The 17,424-nt window shown below is 61.9% G+C and carries 13 protein-coding genes and 1 tRNA gene; 10 read left to right on the top strand and 4 right to left on the bottom strand.

The window, feature by feature from the left end; genetic code table 11:
* Positions 1–382: 382 nt before the first annotated feature.
* Both D6Z24_RS15035 and D6Z24_RS15030 read right to left on the bottom strand, forming a co-directional pair.
* The gene (locus D6Z24_RS15035) at positions 383–1,234 is read right to left on the bottom strand and encodes a rod shape-determining protein (RefSeq protein WP_129127411.1); all 852 of its coding nucleotides are present in this window, start codon (positions 1,232–1,234) and stop codon (positions 383–385) included.
* Positions 1,235–1,544: 310 nt separating this feature from the next.
* Positions 1,545–1,877 (bottom strand): cupin domain-containing protein, encoded by a 333-nt coding sequence (locus D6Z24_RS15030; RefSeq protein WP_129127410.1) that lies wholly within the window; start codon positions 1,875–1,877, stop codon positions 1,545–1,547.
* A 102-nt stretch (positions 1,878–1,979) separates the two neighbouring features.
* Between D6Z24_RS15030 and D6Z24_RS15025 the strand changes: the two genes are divergently transcribed.
* Together D6Z24_RS15025 and D6Z24_RS15020 are read left to right on the top strand one after the other, a co-directional pair.
* Positions 1,980–3,059 carry a ribonuclease Z gene (locus tag D6Z24_RS15025; protein WP_129127409.1) on the top strand — a complete coding sequence of 360 codons (1,080 nt, stop codon included), beginning with the start codon at positions 1,980–1,982 and terminating at the stop codon, positions 3,057–3,059.
* A 309-nt stretch (positions 3,060–3,368) separates the two neighbouring features.
* Complete coding sequence (locus D6Z24_RS15020) at positions 3,369–3,731, top strand: translation initiation factor Sui1 (protein ID WP_129127408.1); 363 nt, start codon at positions 3,369–3,371, stop codon at positions 3,729–3,731.
* Positions 3,732–3,733: 2 nt separating this feature from the next.
* Here the strand turns inward: D6Z24_RS15020 and yaaA are convergent, their stop codons facing one another.
* Positions 3,734–3,931, bottom strand: a complete 198-nt coding sequence (gene yaaA, locus D6Z24_RS15015; RefSeq protein WP_129127407.1) for a S4 domain-containing protein YaaA — start codon at positions 3,929–3,931, stop codon at positions 3,734–3,736.
* A 96-nt stretch (positions 3,932–4,027) separates the two neighbouring features.
* Here yaaA and D6Z24_RS15010 point away from each other — a divergent pair, with 96 nt between their 5' ends.
* From D6Z24_RS15010 to D6Z24_RS14995, 4 genes are all read left to right on the top strand, one after another.
* Complete coding sequence (locus D6Z24_RS15010) at positions 4,028–4,591, top strand: elongation factor P (protein ID WP_129127406.1); 564 nt, start codon at positions 4,028–4,030, stop codon at positions 4,589–4,591.
* A gap of 201 nt (positions 4,592–4,792) precedes the next feature.
* Positions 4,793–4,868 (top strand) — tRNA-Phe (locus D6Z24_RS15005).
* A gap of 96 nt (positions 4,869–4,964) precedes the next feature.
* Positions 4,965–5,396, top strand: coding sequence for a nucleotidyltransferase substrate binding protein (locus D6Z24_RS15000; protein ID WP_129127405.1), 432 nt, complete (start codon positions 4,965–4,967; stop codon positions 5,394–5,396).
* Positions 5,383–5,706, top strand: a complete 324-nt coding sequence (locus D6Z24_RS14995) for a nucleotidyltransferase family protein (protein WP_129127404.1) — start codon at positions 5,383–5,385, stop codon at positions 5,704–5,706. The genes D6Z24_RS15000 and D6Z24_RS14995 overlap by 14 nt, the downstream gene beginning before the upstream one ends.
* A gap of 45 nt (positions 5,707–5,751) precedes the next feature.
* Here D6Z24_RS14995 and D6Z24_RS14990 read toward each other — a convergent pair whose 3' ends face one another.
* Positions 5,752–8,655, bottom strand: a complete 2,904-nt coding sequence (locus D6Z24_RS14990; RefSeq protein WP_129127403.1) for a PAS domain-containing sensor histidine kinase — start codon at positions 8,653–8,655, stop codon at positions 5,752–5,754.
* Positions 8,656–8,929: 274 nt separating this feature from the next.
* On the opposite strand from D6Z24_RS14990, the gene D6Z24_RS14985 reads away from it, so the two are divergent.
* The 4 genes from D6Z24_RS14985 to D6Z24_RS14970 all read left to right on the top strand — a co-directional run bounded on the left by D6Z24_RS14985 (position 8,930) and on the right by D6Z24_RS14970 (position 17,373).
* Positions 8,930–11,089: a hybrid sensor histidine kinase/response regulator gene (locus tag D6Z24_RS14985; RefSeq protein ID WP_129127402.1), complete on the top strand. Its 2,160-nt coding sequence runs from the start codon at positions 8,930–8,932 to the stop codon at positions 11,087–11,089.
* A 215-nt stretch (positions 11,090–11,304) separates the two neighbouring features.
* Positions 11,305–13,821: an ATP-binding protein gene (locus tag D6Z24_RS14980; protein ID WP_162605148.1), complete on the top strand. Its 2,517-nt coding sequence runs from the start codon at positions 11,305–11,307 to the stop codon at positions 13,819–13,821.
* A complete protein-coding gene (locus D6Z24_RS14975; protein WP_129127400.1) occupies positions 13,818–15,080 on the top strand; it encodes a hybrid sensor histidine kinase/response regulator in 1,263 nt (420 codons plus the stop codon). Before D6Z24_RS14980 ends, D6Z24_RS14975 begins: the two co-directional genes overlap by 4 nt.
* A 13-nt stretch (positions 15,081–15,093) precedes the next feature.
* Positions 15,094–17,373 carry a response regulator gene (locus D6Z24_RS14970; RefSeq protein ID WP_129127399.1) on the top strand — a complete coding sequence of 760 codons (2,280 nt, stop codon included), beginning with the start codon at positions 15,094–15,096 and terminating at the stop codon, positions 17,371–17,373.
* The last annotated feature ends 51 nt before the right edge of the window (positions 17,374–17,424 follow it).

The following is a 17,424-nucleotide window of genomic DNA, read 5'->3' as shown; positions in this document are numbered from 1 at the left end:
TGCCCTGAGGGTCATGGTTGTCACCTCTTGCCAAGGCATGCCCACCTCCAAAGAGGAAAGTCACTTCTTGGTAATAAGTGTCACCCATGTCTCCGAACATGTGTAACCTATGTCTCCGGTCTATACAAAGGGGGGGCAGGGGGGATTTGCCTTGGTCAGACCAAGGAAGTACCTGTTGGATCGTTCCTGCGCTCCAGGTGGAAAACGCGAAGCCTCGGACGCTCCAGCGTCTGCTTAAGCGCTGAACCGGTGAAGTATAACCAAATCCCCCCCGTCCCCCCTTCGCAAAGGGGGGAGCGCGAGGTCACCTGCAGCGCTTCGTGGACCCACTTGTCGTCAAGCCTAAGGGGACAGGCACTTGGCGGAGCCAGTCCCTCCAGCGCTATTTCCACCTGTTCAGCATGACGACGACCGGCAGAATGGCGCGTGCGCCCTCGACTACGGCGCGGCGCGGATTTCTTGCCCGGGTGACGTTGACGCCGGTCCGTTCCTCGAGCAGCCTGCGCACCCCTGGGATGAGCGCACCACCGCCGGTCAGGCAGATGCCGCCGTAGATGATGTCGCATCCCCATTCGTCTGGCAGGTCCCTTAGGAAGCTGTCGACGCCATCGGCGATTTCTTCCAGGACCGGCTTGACGGCAGCAGCGACCGCCATGCTTCCCATGACATCCTCAGGTGCGTTGATGCCGCAGTCGCGAAGGAGCAGGTCTGCCGCGTCCTCGCTCATCGAATGGCGGGCTGCGATGGCCTCGCGCATCCGGCAGCACCCGCCCCTGAGGGCGTAGCTTGCGACGAGCCTTCCGGAGCGGATCACCGCACAGTCGGTGACCCCTTCCCCGATATCGACCACCATCTGGGCATAGGGAGATGAGACGTCAAGGCCGGCTCCGACCGCGGCGGCGAGCGGTTCCGGAATTATGGACACCGAGGCCGCACCTGCTTTCATGATGCAGTGGGTGAGGAGTTCTCTTTCCTGCTCGCTCGCGTCGGTCGGTGCGCAGCCGAGGATGCTCGGCTTCACGATGCCGAAGACGCGGCGGCATTCCAGGATGGGGTGGAGGATGCGGTATGCGGCATCGCCGTCCACGACGACACCATTGCGAAGCGCCTTGGTGGCGCCGATTTTTGAGGGGAGCTCAAAGAGCTGTGAGCTTCCGGTGGCGATACGAGTGGTTGCCGTTCCGACATCAAGGGCGACGTGCTGCCGCCACTGCTCGACATTGAAAAAATGCATGACCCCGCTCCGACAGATTGCTGTGCTGCAACGCATCGGAGCATAGCCCATGGTTGAAAAAGGGTCAAACAAAAGCGTTACCACGGAGGTCCACCAAGGCCCACAGAGGGCTTACAGGATCAACATGATCCCCTCTCCCTTTGGGAGAGGGCTAGGGTGAGGGCGTCGGCAGTGCCGCACCTCACTTCGTGGCAATGCCCTCACCCGCCCTCTGGGCACCCTCTCCCGGCGGGAGAGGGTATGTTCAATTTTTCCCTCTGTGTTGGCCTTGGCCTTTCCTCGGTGTCCTCTGTGGTCCGCTTTTAAGGTTTTAAGCCCTTATCATGACGAGAAGCATCTTGAAGCGCTTCACCGCGCGCAGCGAGTGCGGTATGTTTGCCGGCATTATGATGATCTCTCCGGCCGTCACGTTGTGGGGCTTCCCGTCTATGTTGATCTCCGCCTCACCGTCTATCACCTGAACGAAGGCATCGTAGGGAGCGGTGTGTTCGCTCAGTCCTTCACCCGCATCGAAGGCGAAGGCGGTGATGGTGCCTACAGGCTTGTCTATGACCGTCCTGCTGACCACGGCGCCGTCCTGATAGCCCGCCAGATTCGCCAGATTCAGTGCCTCGCCCAGTGCCACGCCTTTTTTCTCTGCCATGTCGCTACTCCTTGTCAGTGATGTGCGTTCTTGATAGGAACTGTAACCCGCAGAGAGTGTGTTGCAATTGATGCAGGTCAATCTAATGGTAAAATTCTGCGCATGCCGAAACCGTTCCGCTACCTCGAACCGACCTTCTTCGCCGGTCTCTTTGATGATCCGCTGCTCCTGGTCCGGGTGAGACCGACCGGGCGCGCCATCCTCTTCGACTGCGGCAAGATGCATCATCTCGCCAAAAGGGTCTACACCTCCATCGACGCCATCTTCATAAGCCACGCCCACATGGACCACTTCATGGGGATGGACAGCGTCATCCGCCACAGCCACGCCTCGCCCCGTACCATCGATGTCTTCGGTCCTTCCGGGTTCTCAAGCCGTATGGCGAGCAAGTTCGCCTGCTACGACTGGAACCTCGCCGATACCTTCTGGGGGAACTTCCGGGTGAACGAGGTTGAGGTAAACGGGCGCGTCCGCAGCACGCTCTACCGCGGGGCCGAGGCCTTCGCCGCGAGCAGGGAAGGGGAGCGCAACGGGATCCTCTACGAGAACCGCCACCTAAAGGTAAGCGCGACGCAGTGCGAGCACCGCATCCCGGTCATGGCCTACCGTGTGGACGAGGGAGCCGCCTTCGTGGTCGATGAAGCGCGCCTGGCAGCGGAAGGGATGGAGAGGGGGAACTGGCTGAAGGAGATGGCGCGTCTTTTTCGTGACGGGGCGATGGAAGGACAGCGCATCAGTTACCTGCATCGCGGGGATGGCGGGATCGAAGAGCGATGGGCGCCCGATGCCGCGTCACTGTACCAGCGTATCCGGAAGATCGAGGACCCGGCCGGCATCGGATACTGCACCGACATCGGCTACTCCAAGGATAACGTCGAGCAGTTGGCCGGACTTCTGGAGGGGGTGACGCTGCTGGTGTGCGAGTGCGCCTTCCTTGCGTCGCAGCAGCAAAAGGCGCAGCTGTCGCGCCACCTCTGCACCACCGAGTTCAACATGCTCCTGGACCGGTTGCGTCCGAGGTACGTGCTCCCCATGCATTTCTCTAAGACGAACCAGCGCGGCAGTGAGCCGCTCTACCAGGAGATCGAGCCCCCGCCCGGGACCACCGTACTGAAGATCCCCGACCGGCTCACGCCGCGCCCCATCATGGAGAGCGAGGTGCCCAGGCCGGTTTTATTGTGACACAGACAAAAACGCGCCTCACGCAAAGACGCAAAGGCGCAAAGAAAGAACTGCTACTAAAGGTAAGAACAAACCGGTTCCAGATCCACCATTCCCTCTCCCTCCGGGAGAGGGGCAGGGTGAGGGCATTGGCAGCTGCAACCCCTCACTTCGGGGCGACGCCCTCACCCGCCCTTTGGGCACCCTCTCCCGGGGGGAGAGGGCACGTTAAATCTTTTGCCTCTCTTTGCGACTTTGCGTCTTTGCGTGAGCGAGTTTGGGTTAACGGGTTTGCGTGACACTTCGTGTCTTTTCTGCTACAAACGAGCCATGAAAAAGACCAGCTCCAACGACGCCCCGGTAGTCTACTCTTCCGAATTCGGCCGCATGTGCCCCGGCTGCGGCAAACCCGCCAAATCCTGCATCTGCAAAAAGTCCGCAGCACCCGCCGGTGACGGCACTGTGCGGCTCAGGCGGGAGACCAAGGGACGCGGCGGCAAGACAGTCATCGTCATCACCGGACTTCCACTCGATGCTGCGGCGCTTACCGCGCTGGCCGCCGAGCTTAAAAAACGCTGCGGCTGCGGCGGTACTGCGAAAGACGGCGTGATCGAGATCCAGGGTGACCACGCCGAGGTTCTGCTTGCCGAACTCCTGAAACGCGGCTACAAGGCGAAGCGCGCCGGGGGGTAGCGCTACTCCACCTGGAAGCTTTTCCCCTCAAGCTCCACCTTGTCGCCGGGACGCAGTTTCCTGCCGCGGCGCAGTTCGACCTCGCCGTTCACCGACACCATCCCCTCGCCGATGATGATCTTCGCCTCGCCGCCCGACGAGACCGCATCAACCGCCTTCAGGAAACTGTCCAACTTTATAAACTCGGTATCTATCTTCACTCTGCCTCCGTTTAACTGTCATTGCCGCCTTCATGGCGCGGTTGAATTTATCACAGAACTCTGCTAAAAAGGGACATTTCGTAAAGGAGATTGAGCATGTATACCACCAATGACTTCAAGAAGGGCCTCGTCATCAAGCTTGACGGCGCTCCCTGTGTAATCCTCGATGTAGCCTTCCAGTCCCCCTCCGCCCGCGGCGCCAACACCATGGTGAAGACCAAGTACCGCAACCTGCTCACCGCGCAGGTGCTCGAGAAGACCTTCCGTTCCGGCGACAAGGTGGACGAGGCAGACTTCGAGCGTCACAAGGGACAGTTCCTCTACGCCGACGGCGGCCGCGGCGTCTTCATGGACCTCGAGAACTACGAGCAGTTCGAGATGGAAGAAGACAACTTCGAAGCCATCGCACCGTTCCTTCTGGACGGCACCGAAGTGCAGCTCGGCATCTTCCAGGAACGCATGGTGAGCGTCGACCTCCCCATGGTCGTCGAACTCATCGTTACCGAGACCGCTCCCGCGCTGAAAAACGCCACGGCGACCGCCCAGACCAAGGAAGCCCTCCTCGAGACCGGCCTGCGTCTGCAGGTGCCGCCGTACCTCGAAAGCGGCGAGAAAATCAAGGTCGATACCCGCGACGGACGTTTCATCTCCCGCGCCTAGCGCCATCCGGCGACCGATTTCAGCCTGAGCCCGTGCCTCATGTCCCCTCGCACGTAGGGAGAGGGACAGGGTGAGGGAAGGTTTTCCCTTTATCAGTCAAGCGGCTGTGTGTCAGGTGTGGACGGTATTGAAGGCAGACTGTAAAAATTAGAAGAAAAGGGTTGACACAGTCGGCGATTCAAAGTATAAAGTTGGTCTCTTGCCCAGATAGCTCAGTCGGTAGAGCAGAGGATTGAAAATCCTCGTGTCGGCGGTTCGATTCCGTCTCTGGGCACCACTAGAAAGTGAAGAGGCCAGCTAGAAATAGCTGGCCTCTTTTTTTATTCCATTTCCTGGCCTGATGGGGAACTGTCTAAAGCAGCAGGAGACATCGATGCACCTTAACACTGATCATTTTGCCCGCTGCATCAGGACCCTGGAAAGCTCCCTCACTCTTCTCGCCGCATCCGCCTCTGACAGCATCGAGTACGAGATATACAGGAACGCAGTTGTCAAAGGATTCGAGTTGACGCTGGAAACCGGCGGCAAGCTCCTTCGTAAGGCACTAAAGGCATATACCGGCAGCCCAAGAGAGGTCGACGGTTTAACCTACAAAGATGTGCTCCGGCATGCGTCGAAGCATGGGCTGCTGGATTCCGATGCTGTCGAACGCTGGTTCCTCTACCGCGACAACAGAAACAGCACTGCTCACGATTACGGCGTCGGGTTTGCCGTGGATACCCTCAAACTCCTGCCTAGCTTCATCATCGATGCCCGGGCGTTGGAGACTACCATATTGGAGCGTTTGGGTGATGCGGAAGCTTGATTTGCGTCCTGAATGGCTGGAGACGGTGCGCCACATGCTGGCGGTTCATCTCCCTGATGCCGAGGTGCTCGCTTACGGCAGCCGGGTCCAGGGAACGTCCCATGATGGGAGCGATCTGGATTTGGTGGTCCGTAACGTTGCCGATCCATCCCAGCCCCAGACTCGCCTGTTTGAATTGAAAGAGTGCTTTGCCGAAAGTAACCTCCCCATCCTCGTCGATATCCTTGATTGGGCCCGTATTCCGGAGAGCTTCAGAAAGGAGATCGAGCGAGGCGGCACCGTGCAGGTGCAAAGCGGCAAACCTCTGTAGGAACGCGGCCGCTACCTTCCGCGAATAAGCCGGTGCTTCACGTCGCTAGCCGGGAAACTCGATCCTGAACTCGGCACCTTCTTCACCGTTGCGCACGGTGAGAGTCCCTCTTGTCCCTTTCTCGATGATGTTTCTGGACATGTACAGTCCGATCCCGGTCCCCTTATCCGGCCCCTTGGTGGTGAAGTACGGTTCGAAGATGCGCGGCAGAACTTCCTCGGGAATCCCCCCGGCGTTGTCGGCGACGGTGACGATGCATCTTTCTCCATCCTTGAAAAGCCTGATCCATATCCGCGGCGTGGCCACCGCACGCTCCTTGAGGGCTTCCCTCGCGTTGTTCACCAGGTTCATGATGACGTGGGTAAACTCGTTTCGGTGCCCCGTCACGATGAGTTCGTCCGTCTCCTCGATGCTGAGATCGACACGCAACGCTTTCAGCGGCGCTTCCAGAAGTTTCACCGTGGTGGCCACGGCGGCATTGACGTTGAACGGCCGCGGCTCCTTCTCCTCCTTCAGAAAGTCCTTGAAATCGGTGATGGTGTCCGACATGTGCCGGATGACCTCCATCACCCTGGCAACCTCTCCCTTCAGGAAATCACCACTGAACTGCCCCAGTTCGTAGGTCAGTTGCATCTGCTGGACGATGAGACCCAGGACGTTCAACGGCTGCCGCCACTGGTGTGCGATGTTGGCCAGCATCTCCCCCATGGCCGCCAGACGGCCCTGCCGAACGAGGAGCTGCTCCTTTTCCCGCAAGTCTTCTACAGCGGCAAGGCGTTGCTCGGTTTCCCGCTGCAGGGCAAGGTACGCCTGCTCCAGCTCCGCCGTCCGCTCTCTTACCCGCAGCTCGAGCTCGTCCTTCGCCTTGCGCAGCGCCTCCTCCGCCTCTTTCCGGCGCGTGACGTCCTCGATGATCGCCACTTCGAATTTCGGCCTGCCGCCGAGATCGCGCACGAGCGAAAGGGTGAGCCTGGCCCATACCTGGTCCCCCGTTTTGTGGATGAAGCGCTTCTCTACGCTGTAGCTGTCCAACTCGCCGGCGGCCATCCTCCTGAACGGCACAAGGTCCAGGTCCAGATCCTCGGGGTGAGTGATGTCGGGCCAGGGAGTCGCCAGCATCTCCTCCCGGCTGTAGCCCAGCATGTTGCAGAATGCCGCATTGACATCGATCCAGCGCGCATCCTCAAAGGAGACCCGCCCCATCCCGACGGCCGCCTGTTCGAAGACGGCACGGAACTTCTCTTCGCTATCCCGCAGGGCGTTCTCCATCCGCTTGCGCGCCGTTATTTCCTGGTTTACCGCGACTGCGCCGGTGATCTCGCCCTTGTCGTTCCTGATGGGGACCGCGGAAAGGAGGATGACCTTTCTACTGCCGTCGAACGCTTCTATCTCTACTTCTTCGTTGAGGATGGTCTCCCCTTTCAGGATGGCCCTTGCGCCTCCCCATTCTTCTGCGGCGATCGCTTCTCCGGAATCGGTCCGCCACCCCTTGTACGTTTCGTATCCGGCGATCCCGACCTTGGGGGCGCCGCCCCATATCTCTTCAGCAGCCCTGTTGCCATGCAGGATGTCGCCGCTCGCGGTGATCACCCATACCCCGACGGGAAGCGTTTCAAGCACGGTGCTCAGCAGTTCCTCACTTTCCCTCAGTGCCTCCTGGGCCTGCCTTTTTATCGTGATATCCCGAATGGTCAGAACTCCCATGTGCAGTTTTCCCTGCGCATCACGGATCGCCGTACCCCGGTAACTGTAGATCCTCTGCCAGCTCCGCTCCCGGTGCCTTACCAAAAGCTCCACGTCGTGCAACTCCTCGCCCCTCATGATCCGGCGCACCGGCCACTGTTCAAGGGGGAGGAGTTCCCCTTCCATCGTTCTCAGTTCGATGGTTCGTGCCGCGCTCTCGAAGGTCTTGAGTTCGTCGAGTTCCTCCTCGAAGTCGTACATCTCCAGGGCCCGGCGGTTCCAGTAGAGCCCCGCAGTCTCCACGTCGATGACGATGAGTCCCTCGGCCATGTTGTCGATGATGTCGCGCAGCTTTTCCTCGCTTTGGCGCAGCGCCTCGCGGGTCTTCCGGTCTTCCACCGCCTGCACATGGACTTCAGCGCGTTTGCCTATTTGGTAGACGATCACGGAGAAGATGACGATCCAGGAGAGCATGAGGAGGCTTATGCTGAAGGTGATGCCGTAGAGGCCGTAAGCCTCGCCGGTGAGGACGAGCCACCCGAGCAGGATGGGGAGGGTCACCGCCGGCAGCAGCAGGGCGCGTGATACGAAGCCGCCCGGCGTGGGGGACGTGAACACCGCCATGAAGGCATCTCGCGGTCTGGCGAGGAGAAGCCCGATGCCGAGGAGCATGAGCGATAGGGTCGTGGGCCAGGCGATGCCCGTCACGCGCGGGGCAGCATAGAGCCCTTCTACGTGGTACAGGTAGCCTAGAAACCCCATAAGTCCCAGTAGGCAAAGGACACCCCCCAGCAACTGGGCCGCCTGGATCGCCACCCTTTTCCCTTGCAGCAGCAAGAAAATGCCGATGCCGCAGAGGGTGAAGGCGGTGGCGCCGGGGGGACCCATCCGGTTCGGGTGCAGGACTCCCAGTGCGCCCGGCTGTTCATACGCCACGAGCTGGTCGATGCCGAAATCGACATCTAAGAGGTGCTCCGCCAGGGTGAGGGCGGCGATCACCGTCGCCGGTGCCGCCAGGACGGCCGCCAGGCTCCTGGCGCCCCTGGGATCTTCCGCCACTACGGCGACGGCAAGGCCGCAGAGAAGCAGGCACAACGAGGCGTTCGTCTTCATCACGAAGTGGTGCAAGCCGCTCGAGGTGAGGAGGCCGGAGATCCAGAAGACGAGATGGATCGCTCCGATGACGGCAGCCACCATCCCGCTCAGGGCCGCGCCGCGTCGCAGTTGCTGTTCCGTAGGCTTTAAGTGTCTGAGGTAGGGGGCCATGCAGCCTCATGTCTGCGGGAACCAGGATTAAAAAAACCTTACTCAATATAGCAGTCCTTTCCCGGAGTGCAGCTACCTCAATCAAAGGTTTTGCACCCCGACGCCGACATGTCAGATGTTTTACCTCTGCATGCTTTCTTAAACCGCATCGACATACTATCGGCTGATGCTTTACCCGATTATTTTAGTTACAGCTATTGCCATACTGGCAAAATGAAGCAAACTGTCTGGAACATATACAAAACCAATCTCATAGGAGCTGACATCCGCCTCCATGTTTATGGCAAAGGGAAAAGCTAAGACTGACACAGCACTCGGCAGATCGGTCAATGTTCTGAAAAGGCACCTCTTCGCCGGGGTGGTGGTGCTGAACATAGTCGTTGCCGGGATGGTCTCGCTCGCCTTGATGAAAAGCCGGGACGTGTACACGGAGCGGGCTAGCGTCACGACGCAGAACCTTGCCAGGGTGCTCGACGAGAACATATCGGGCATCTTCTCCAAGATAGACATATCCTTGCAGGCGGTCTGCGACGAGTACGAACGGCAGCTCGGCGCCGGGCGGGTGGACTCCGCAGCCCTCAGCCGCTTCATAATTCGACAGCAGGCCCGGCTCCCGGAGCTGGTCTCGCTCAGGGCGACCGATGTGGCGGGGGTCGCGTTATACGGCCCGGATGTCACGCCGGCAACCACGAAGAGCCTCGCCCATCGCGACTACTTCATATACCTGCGCGACACCCCCGGCGCGGGGCTCGTCATCTCGAAGCCGCTCATCGGCGGCATCTCCGGTAAGTGGATGATCGTCCTTGCCAGGCGCGTGAACGCTCCGGACGGTTCCTTTGCGGGCTTAGCCTACGCCGGGGTGACCCTCGACTACCTGTCCCATACTTTCTCCAAGCTCAACATCGGCAAGCAGGGGTTGTTGTCGCTGGTGGCGTCGGACTTGAGCGTCGTGGCGCGCTACCCGAAATTGAACCGCTCCCCCGGGGGCTCGGAGATCAAGGTCACTTCCAGCCGGTTCAGGTCTTTGCTCGCCAAAGGCGAGAGCATGGGAACCTACCGCACGAAGAGCAGCGTGGACGGGGTGGAGCGGGTCTTCTCCTTCCGGAAGATAGCGCTGCCGCAGCCGCTCTACGTCTTCGTCGCCATGTCCACGGCCGATTACCTTGCCAACTGGTACAACGACCTCTATCGCGGGGTACTCTTCGTGCTGGTCTTCATGATCATGACGACGACACTCACGCAGGTTTTCAACCGCGAGTGGGACCGCAGCAGGGAGGCGGAGCAAGCGCTGAAGGCGATGGAGGACGAGCGGCTAAAGATGGAGAAGCTGGAGTCTCTCGGCATCCTGGCCGGCGGCATCGCGCACGATTTCAACAACATCCTGACCGGCATCATGGGAAACCTCTCCTTTGCGAGGATGCAACTGGAGCCGGAGCACCGCTCCCAGCCTCTTTTGGAGGCGGCGGAACGCGCGTCGCTGCGCGCGGGAGACCTGGCCAAGCAACTGCTCACCTTCGCGCGCGGCGGAGCGCCGGTCCGGGCGGTCACCTCGGTCGGCGTGCTGGTGGACGAGGCCGTCTCGCTCACCCTGAGCGGTTCCACCGTGAAGGGGATCGTGGACGTCCCGGCATCGCTGAGCGCTGTGGAGGCCGATGCGGGACAGATGTGCCAGGCCTTCAGCAACATCATCATGAACGCGGTGCAGGCGATGCCCGAGGGGGGACTGCTCGTCATCACCGCTCGCGACCACCTTCTCGAGGCGAACAACTGGCAGAAGCTCCCCCCCGGACCGTACGTGAGCGTCGCGTTCTCCGACGAGGGTGGCGGCATCCCGCAGGAGGACCTCAAGAAGGTTTTCGATCCCTACTTCACCACCAAGCCGCAGGGGAAGGGGCTGGGTCTCGCCTCGGTCTACTCCATCGTCAAAAGACACGGCGGCAGCGTGAGCGTCGATTCTCAAAAAGGGGACGGTACGACCTTCACCGTCTACCTCCCATCATTGGGGGCGAGCGGTGAGGAACATGCACCCGAGGTGACGCGCATCAGCCAGGAGTCTCCCACCGGGCTCTCCCTGCTGGTCATGGACGACGAGGAGGTGATCCGGCAGCTGGCGGCGGGGGTGCTCGGGCACCTGGGACACCGGGTGGTGACCTGCGCCGACGGCGGCGACGCGGTGCAATTGTACCGGGAGGCGCTGCAGGAGGGAGCGCCCTTCTCGGCGGTGCTGGTGGATCTCACCATACCCGGGGGGATGGGGGGAAAGGATGCGGCGCAGCAGATCCTCTCCCTCGATCCGAAAGCGCGCCTCGTCGTGATGAGCGGCTACTCCAACGACCCGGTCATGGCGAACTTCCGCGACTACGGTTTCCTGAAGGCCCTGCACAAGCCTTTCGACGCCCAGGCGATGGCGTCAGTGCTGGAGTCCCTGCTTTAGATCGGGCCCCTGTAAGGGAAATCGAATCTTTACCTGCGTTTATCGCAATGCCGACTTGATTGTATTGTCCCGCGGATTGCACTATATTAGCGGCTCTTTAACAGAGAGGCTGCGGAACTGTGTTGTCACAGGAAGTACTGTCAAAGTAGCTGCCCGAACGATGTGCGGGCTGTCTTGCGGCAGACTTCGGAAACTGTGCTGCTATGAGGTTACCCATGAACTCGACGGGATCCCGGCATGATCAGGCACACCTGCCTTCGTCCTTTGCCTGCTTCGTCCGCTTCTTTTGTCCCCTCCTTTTCTTCTCCGCCGTTTTTCTGCTGACATGCCTTGCCCCCACCGCCGTCCTCGCCTCTTCCAGAACCGTCTCCGTCGGCATCTACGACAACCCCCCGAAGATTTTCGTCTCGGCCGCCGGAAAGCCTGCGGGGATCTTCGTCGACATCATCGAGCACATAGCCGCAAGGGAAGGGTGGCAGCTGCAGTACGTGACCGGGACCTGGAGCCAGGGGTTGGAGCGCCTGCAAAACGGCGAGATAGACCTGATGCCTGATGTCGCATATACGGCGGAGCGCGAGAAGGTTTATTCCTTCAACAAGGTAGCTGTCCTTTCGGGCTGGTCGCAGGTCTATGCCAGGAAGGGAAGCGGCATCCAGTCGATACTGGACTTAAACGGCAAGCGTGTGGCGGGCCTTGAGAAGACCATCCAGCTGGAGACCCTGGACCGGCAGGCGAAGAGCTTCGGCTTGAAGATAACCCAGGTGCCGGTCTCGAACTACAAGACGGAATTCGAGATGATCGCCTCGGGCAAGGTCGATGCCGGGGTGACCAACCGCTATTACGGGTTGATGTTCGCCAGGAAATCGGGTTTGGAGGATACCCCGATCATGTTCGATCCGGCTCCCTACTGCTTCGCGGCACGAAAGGACGCCGCCGGGCCGCTGCAGCTTTTGGAGGTCATCGACGGCCACCTCACCGCGATGAAAAAGGATCCCCAGTCCGCGTACTACGCGACGCTGAAGCGGTGGACCTCGGAAGAGGTGAGCTTGAACATGCCTGCATGGCTGAAGATCCTCGGGGGGACGCTGGGGGGGCTCCTCGTCATGAGCCTGATCGGCGGGGTCGTCCTGAAGCAGCAGGTGAACGTACGGACCAGGGAGTTGCAACAGATCAACCGGGAGATGGAGCAACGCATCGACGAGCGTACCGGTTCCTTGCGGCAGGCGAACCAGCAGCTGTGTAACGCCCTGGACGAACTGGCCCGTGCCAAGGAGGGGGCCGAGGCCGCCAACCGCGCGAAGTCGCTGTTCCTCGCCAACATGAGCCATGAAATCAGAACCCCGCTGAACGCGGTGCTCGGGTTCAGCCAGATCGTACTGCACGACCCGAACCTCTCGCCGGCGAACCGGCGCAACCTGAGGACGGTCAACCGCTCCGGCGAACACCTCCTGGCCCTGATCAACGACGTGCTCGACATGGCCAAGATCGAATCGGGGCGCATGAGCGTCGAAGCGCTCCCTTTCGATCTGCACGGAGTGCTGCAGGACGTGGTGGAGGTTTTCTCTCCCAAGGCGGCTTCCAAGGATTTGCAGCTCATCCTCGAGGTCCGTCCGGATACGCCGCGCTACGTGCTTGGGGATGCGGGGAAGCTGCGCCAGATCGTCATCAACCTGGTGGGAAACGCGGTGAAGTTCACCGACCAGGGATGGGTCGCGCTGCGCGCGCGGGGGGAGATGCGTGACGGCCGCCCGTTCGTGGAAGTGGAGGTGGAGGATACCGGCCCCGGCGTGGCGCCGGAGGACATCCAGCACGTCTTCGGCCTCTTCGAGCAGGCGGACGTCGGCCGAAGGACCCAGGGAGGGACCGGACTCGGGCTCCCGATCAGCCGCGAGTACGCCCGGCTCATGGGGGGGGATCTGTCGGTTTCCAGCGAGCCGGGGCATGGCGCATGTTTCCGCGTGACCCTTCCCGTAGTCGAGGCGGAGCAGGCGCCTGCTCCGGTTCCTGCCGGGCAGCCGCGCCGGGTGCTGCGCCTGAGGCCGGGACAGCGGAACTGGCAGCTTTTGGTGGTGGACGACCGCGACACGAACCGGGAGATCCTGGTGAAGATGCTCACCCCGGTGGGGTTCAGCGTCATCGAGGCGAAGGACGGACAAAGCGGCATCGAAGCTTTCGCCTCCCGTATGCCGGACCTCGTTTTCATGGACGTGGTGATGCCGGTCATGGACGGGCGCGAGGCGACCAGGCGCATACGTGCGCTGCCCGAGGGGAGGAAAGTCCCCATCATAGCCGTTTCGGCCAGCGTCTTCGAGGATCAGTTGCGTGAAGTCATGGCGGCGGGGGGCGATGATTTCCTGCGCAAGCCGTTTCGCGAGGAGGAGCTTTTCGAGAAGCTGGCCCGGCTGCTTCCGGTCGAGTTCGAGTACGAAGACGAGGAGGGCGCCCCGGTCGCAAGCGGGGAAGACGCCTTGTCCGATGCGGGGATGGCCGAGGCGGTGGCGCTCCTGCCGCAGGAGGTGCGCTCCGAACTGATAGCAGCTGCGCGGGAGCTGGACCGCGGACGCATCCTTTCCCTGCTCGGCAGCATCGGCGAGAGCGCCCCCGGGGTGGCCGACCGCCTGCGCGACCATGCGGAAGGGTACCGTTTCGATCTGATCGAGGAGGTGCTCCAGCAAACGCCGGTGCAGGGGGGGGAGCCTGCGGCGGAGGGTAGGGAGGCGGACACGGTATGACGGAAAAAACGTCAATGATCCTGATCGTCGACGACACCCCGGCCAACCTGCAGCTGCTGGAGTCGATCCTGAAGGAGAAGGGGTACGAGGTGCGGGGCGCCATCAACGGTCCCATGGCGCTCAAGGCGGCGCGGCTGCAGCCCCCGGACCTGGTCATGCTCGACATCAACATGCCGGAGATGAACGGTTTCGAGGTGTGCCGCGCGCTGAAAGGCGACCCCGCACTCGCCTGCATCCCGGTGATCTTCGTCTCCGCTGCGGTGGAGACCGAGGACAAGCTGCGCGCCTTCGACGAGGGGGGCGTGGATTACGTGACCAAGCCGTTCCAGGCGCAGGAAGTGCTCGCCCGGGTGGAGACCCATCTAGAGCTCTCCCGGGTGCGCGGCGCACTGCAACGGCAAAACGCCGAACTCGCGCGGACGCTGGAGAACCTGACCCGCGCCCAGGTGCAACTGGTGCAGTCGGAGAAGATGGCGGCCCTGGGGCTTCTGACCGCGGGGGTCGCTCACGAGCTCAACAACCCCCTCAACTTCATCGCCGCCAGCGTACAGGGGCTGAAAAAGACCGTGGCGCCGATCGACGAGTTGATGACGCTCTGCCAGGCGCTGCCGGGCGGGGTATGCGATGAGGTGATCGGACGCATCGAGGCATGGTGCCGGGAAAACGAGTTGGGCGAGCTGCGCGAGAGCATGAACGAGCTCGTGAACAACGCCTGTTACGGCGCGAATCGCGCCGCCGAGATCGTGAGCAGCCTGAGGATCTTCTCCCGTCTGGACGAGGCGGAGCGAAAGAGCGTGAACCTGCACGAGTGCCTCGACGCCGCCCTCTTGCTCTTGAACGGCAGCTACAAGGACCGCGTCCGGATCGAGCGGCACTACGGAGAGCTTCCTCCCTGGCTGTGCCAGCCGGGCAGGCTGAACCAGGTGTTCATGAACCTTTTGGGGAACGCGGTCGATGCCGTCCTTGCCAAGCCTGCGGCAGGTGACGAGTGGATCCGCGTCAGCACCCGGATGGCGGAGCGCGAGGGACGGCACTGCGCCGTCGTGGAGATCGCGGACGGCGGCGTGGGCATGACGGACGAGGTGCTGAAGCACCTGTTCGAACCTTTCTTCACCACCAAGGAAGTCGGCAAGGGGGTCGGCCTCGGGCTTTCCATCTCGCACGGCATCGTCCGCGACCACCAGGGCGTCATCGAGGTGGAGAGCCGCGTCGGGCAGGGGAGCCTGTTCCGCGTGGTCCTGCCGCAGCTCGAAACCTGAGAAAGGAGCCGCCATGAGCGAAAAAACTCCCGCAGCCAAACCGAGACTCCTCTACGTCGACGACGAGCGGCCGAATCTCGTGGCGCTGCGTGCGCTTTTGCGCGACACCTACGAGGTGTTCGTCGCCGAGACCACCGACGAGGCTTTCGCGCTTCTTTCCGGGCACGACATCCCCCTTGTGGTTTCCGACCAGCGCATGCCCGGCATGACGGGGACCGAGTTCCTGGAGAAGGTCGCGGCGATCTATCCGGACTGCATCCGCATGATCCTCACCGGGTATTCGGATATCGACGCCGTCATCAACGCCATCAACCGCAGCCAGATCTACTACTACTTCAAGAAACCGTGGAACGAGACCGAGATCCGACTGACGCTCTCCAACGCGCTGGAATCGATCATGACGCAGCGCCGGCTGGTGGAGAGCGAGCGGCGCTTTAGGAGCACCTTCGAGCAGGCGGGGCTCGGGCTTGCGCACCTCGAACTTGGGGGGCGCATCCTGCGGGCGAACGGCAAGCTGCAGGAATTCCTGGGAACGACGGAAGCGGAACTCCTGGGAACGCCGCTTGGCGACTGGTTGCCCGGCTTCGACCCGACCGAGCCGCTCGGCCACCCCGGGCAGCTCGTGGTCAGGGAGGCCCCGGTGGCGACGCCGCAGGGGGAGCGCTGGAGCCGGCTCACCTCCTCGGTTTCGCTGGACGGTCATGGAAAGCCGGATTACCTGATCACCCTCGTGGACGACCTCACGGAGCGGCGGCAGACCGAGGAACTGGTCCTCAAGCTGTATCACGTCGTGGAGCAGAGCCCGCTTTCCATCCGCATCACGGCGAAGAACGGGATCGTCGAGTTCGTGAACCCGAGCTTCACCCGGATGAGCGGCTACACGGCGGAGGAGATGGTAGGCAAGCAGGCGGATCTCCTGCTTTCGGAGCAGGCTCAGGAGGCGGACCACAAGACCCTCTGGGATTGCATCACCTCAGGGGCGGTCTGGCAGGGAGAGATGCCGAGCCGCACCAAGGACGGCCGGCTTCTCTGGACGCGCGTCACCGTTTCGCCGGTCCGCACCAGAGACGGGGTCGTCACCCACTACGTGACCATCAAGGAAGACATAACGGAGCGGCACCGCCTGGAGGAGCAGCTGCTGCAATCGCAGAAGATGGAGGCGATCGGGCAGCTCGCGGGGGGCGTGGCCCACGATTTCAACAACATCCTCATGGTCATCATGGGGTACGGCGCCATGCTGAAAGGGGACGGCCTCCTTGCCCCCGAGCAGAAGGAGAAGGTCGACCACATCCTCGAGTACGCCGACCGGGCCGCCCAGCTCACCTCGAGCCTGCTCGCCTTCAGCCGCAAGCAGGTGATGAGGCTGCAGCCCGCCAACCTGAACGACATCATCCTGCAGGTGCAGAAGTTCCTGGCGCGGGTCATCGGGGAGGATGTCCAGTTGAGATCGGCGGTAAGCGCGGAGCCGCTGCCGGTCAGGGTCGACAGCGGCCAGATCGAACAGGTCCTGATGAACCTGGTCACCAACGCCCGCGACGCCATGCCGGGGGGGGGCGTGGTGACCATCGAGACCCGCCGGCAGATGATCGAGGAGTGCGGCGCATCGACCGGTGAGCACCCGGCGCCGGGGGCTTACGCGGTCGTTTCCGTCTCGGACACCGGGGTCGGGATGGACGAGACCACGAGGACCAGGATATTCGAGCCATTCTTCACCACCAAGGAGCCCGGCAAGGGGACCGGCCTCGGCATGTCCATCGTGTACGGCATCATCAAGCAGCACAACGGCTTCATCAACGTGTACAGCGAACCGGAAGTGGGGACCACCTTCAGGGTCTACCTGCCGATGTACCGGATGGGAGGGGCTGCCGAGGAAAGCGCCGCCGTGCCGGACGCTCCCGGACGGGGAACGGAAACGATCATGGTCGTGGAGGACGAGCCTTCACTGCGCCGGCTCTTGGACAGCATCCTGACCGAGCACGGGTATCGGGTCATCCTGGCGCAGGACGGGGCGGATGCCATCGAGAAGTTTCAGGGGACGCCGCCGGGGACCATCGCGCTGGTGCTTATGGACCTCATCATGCCCAGGATGAACGGCAAGGAGGCCTGTGAGGAGATCAGGAAGGTCGACCCGGAGATGCGCGTGGCGTTCACCAGCGGCTACACCAGGGAGTTCATCGACATCCGCGACGCCATGGCCGAGGATGTCGAGCTCATCATGAAGCCGGTCCAGCCTACGGAGTTGCTGCGGAAGGTACGGGACATCCTCGACCGTTCCGCGACGCCGGCCGCATAAGGTCCCCGTAGGACCTCACCGAGGCGCTGCAGTCGGCGCCTGCCGTGGAAA

Source organism: Geomonas oryzae, from assembly GCF_004117875.1.
Lineage (GTDB): Bacteria > Desulfobacterota > Desulfuromonadia > Geobacterales > Geobacteraceae > Geomonas > Geomonas oryzae.
Note: the sequence above shows the minus strand (reverse complement) of the source record. Positions and strands in the feature narration are given on the sequence as shown.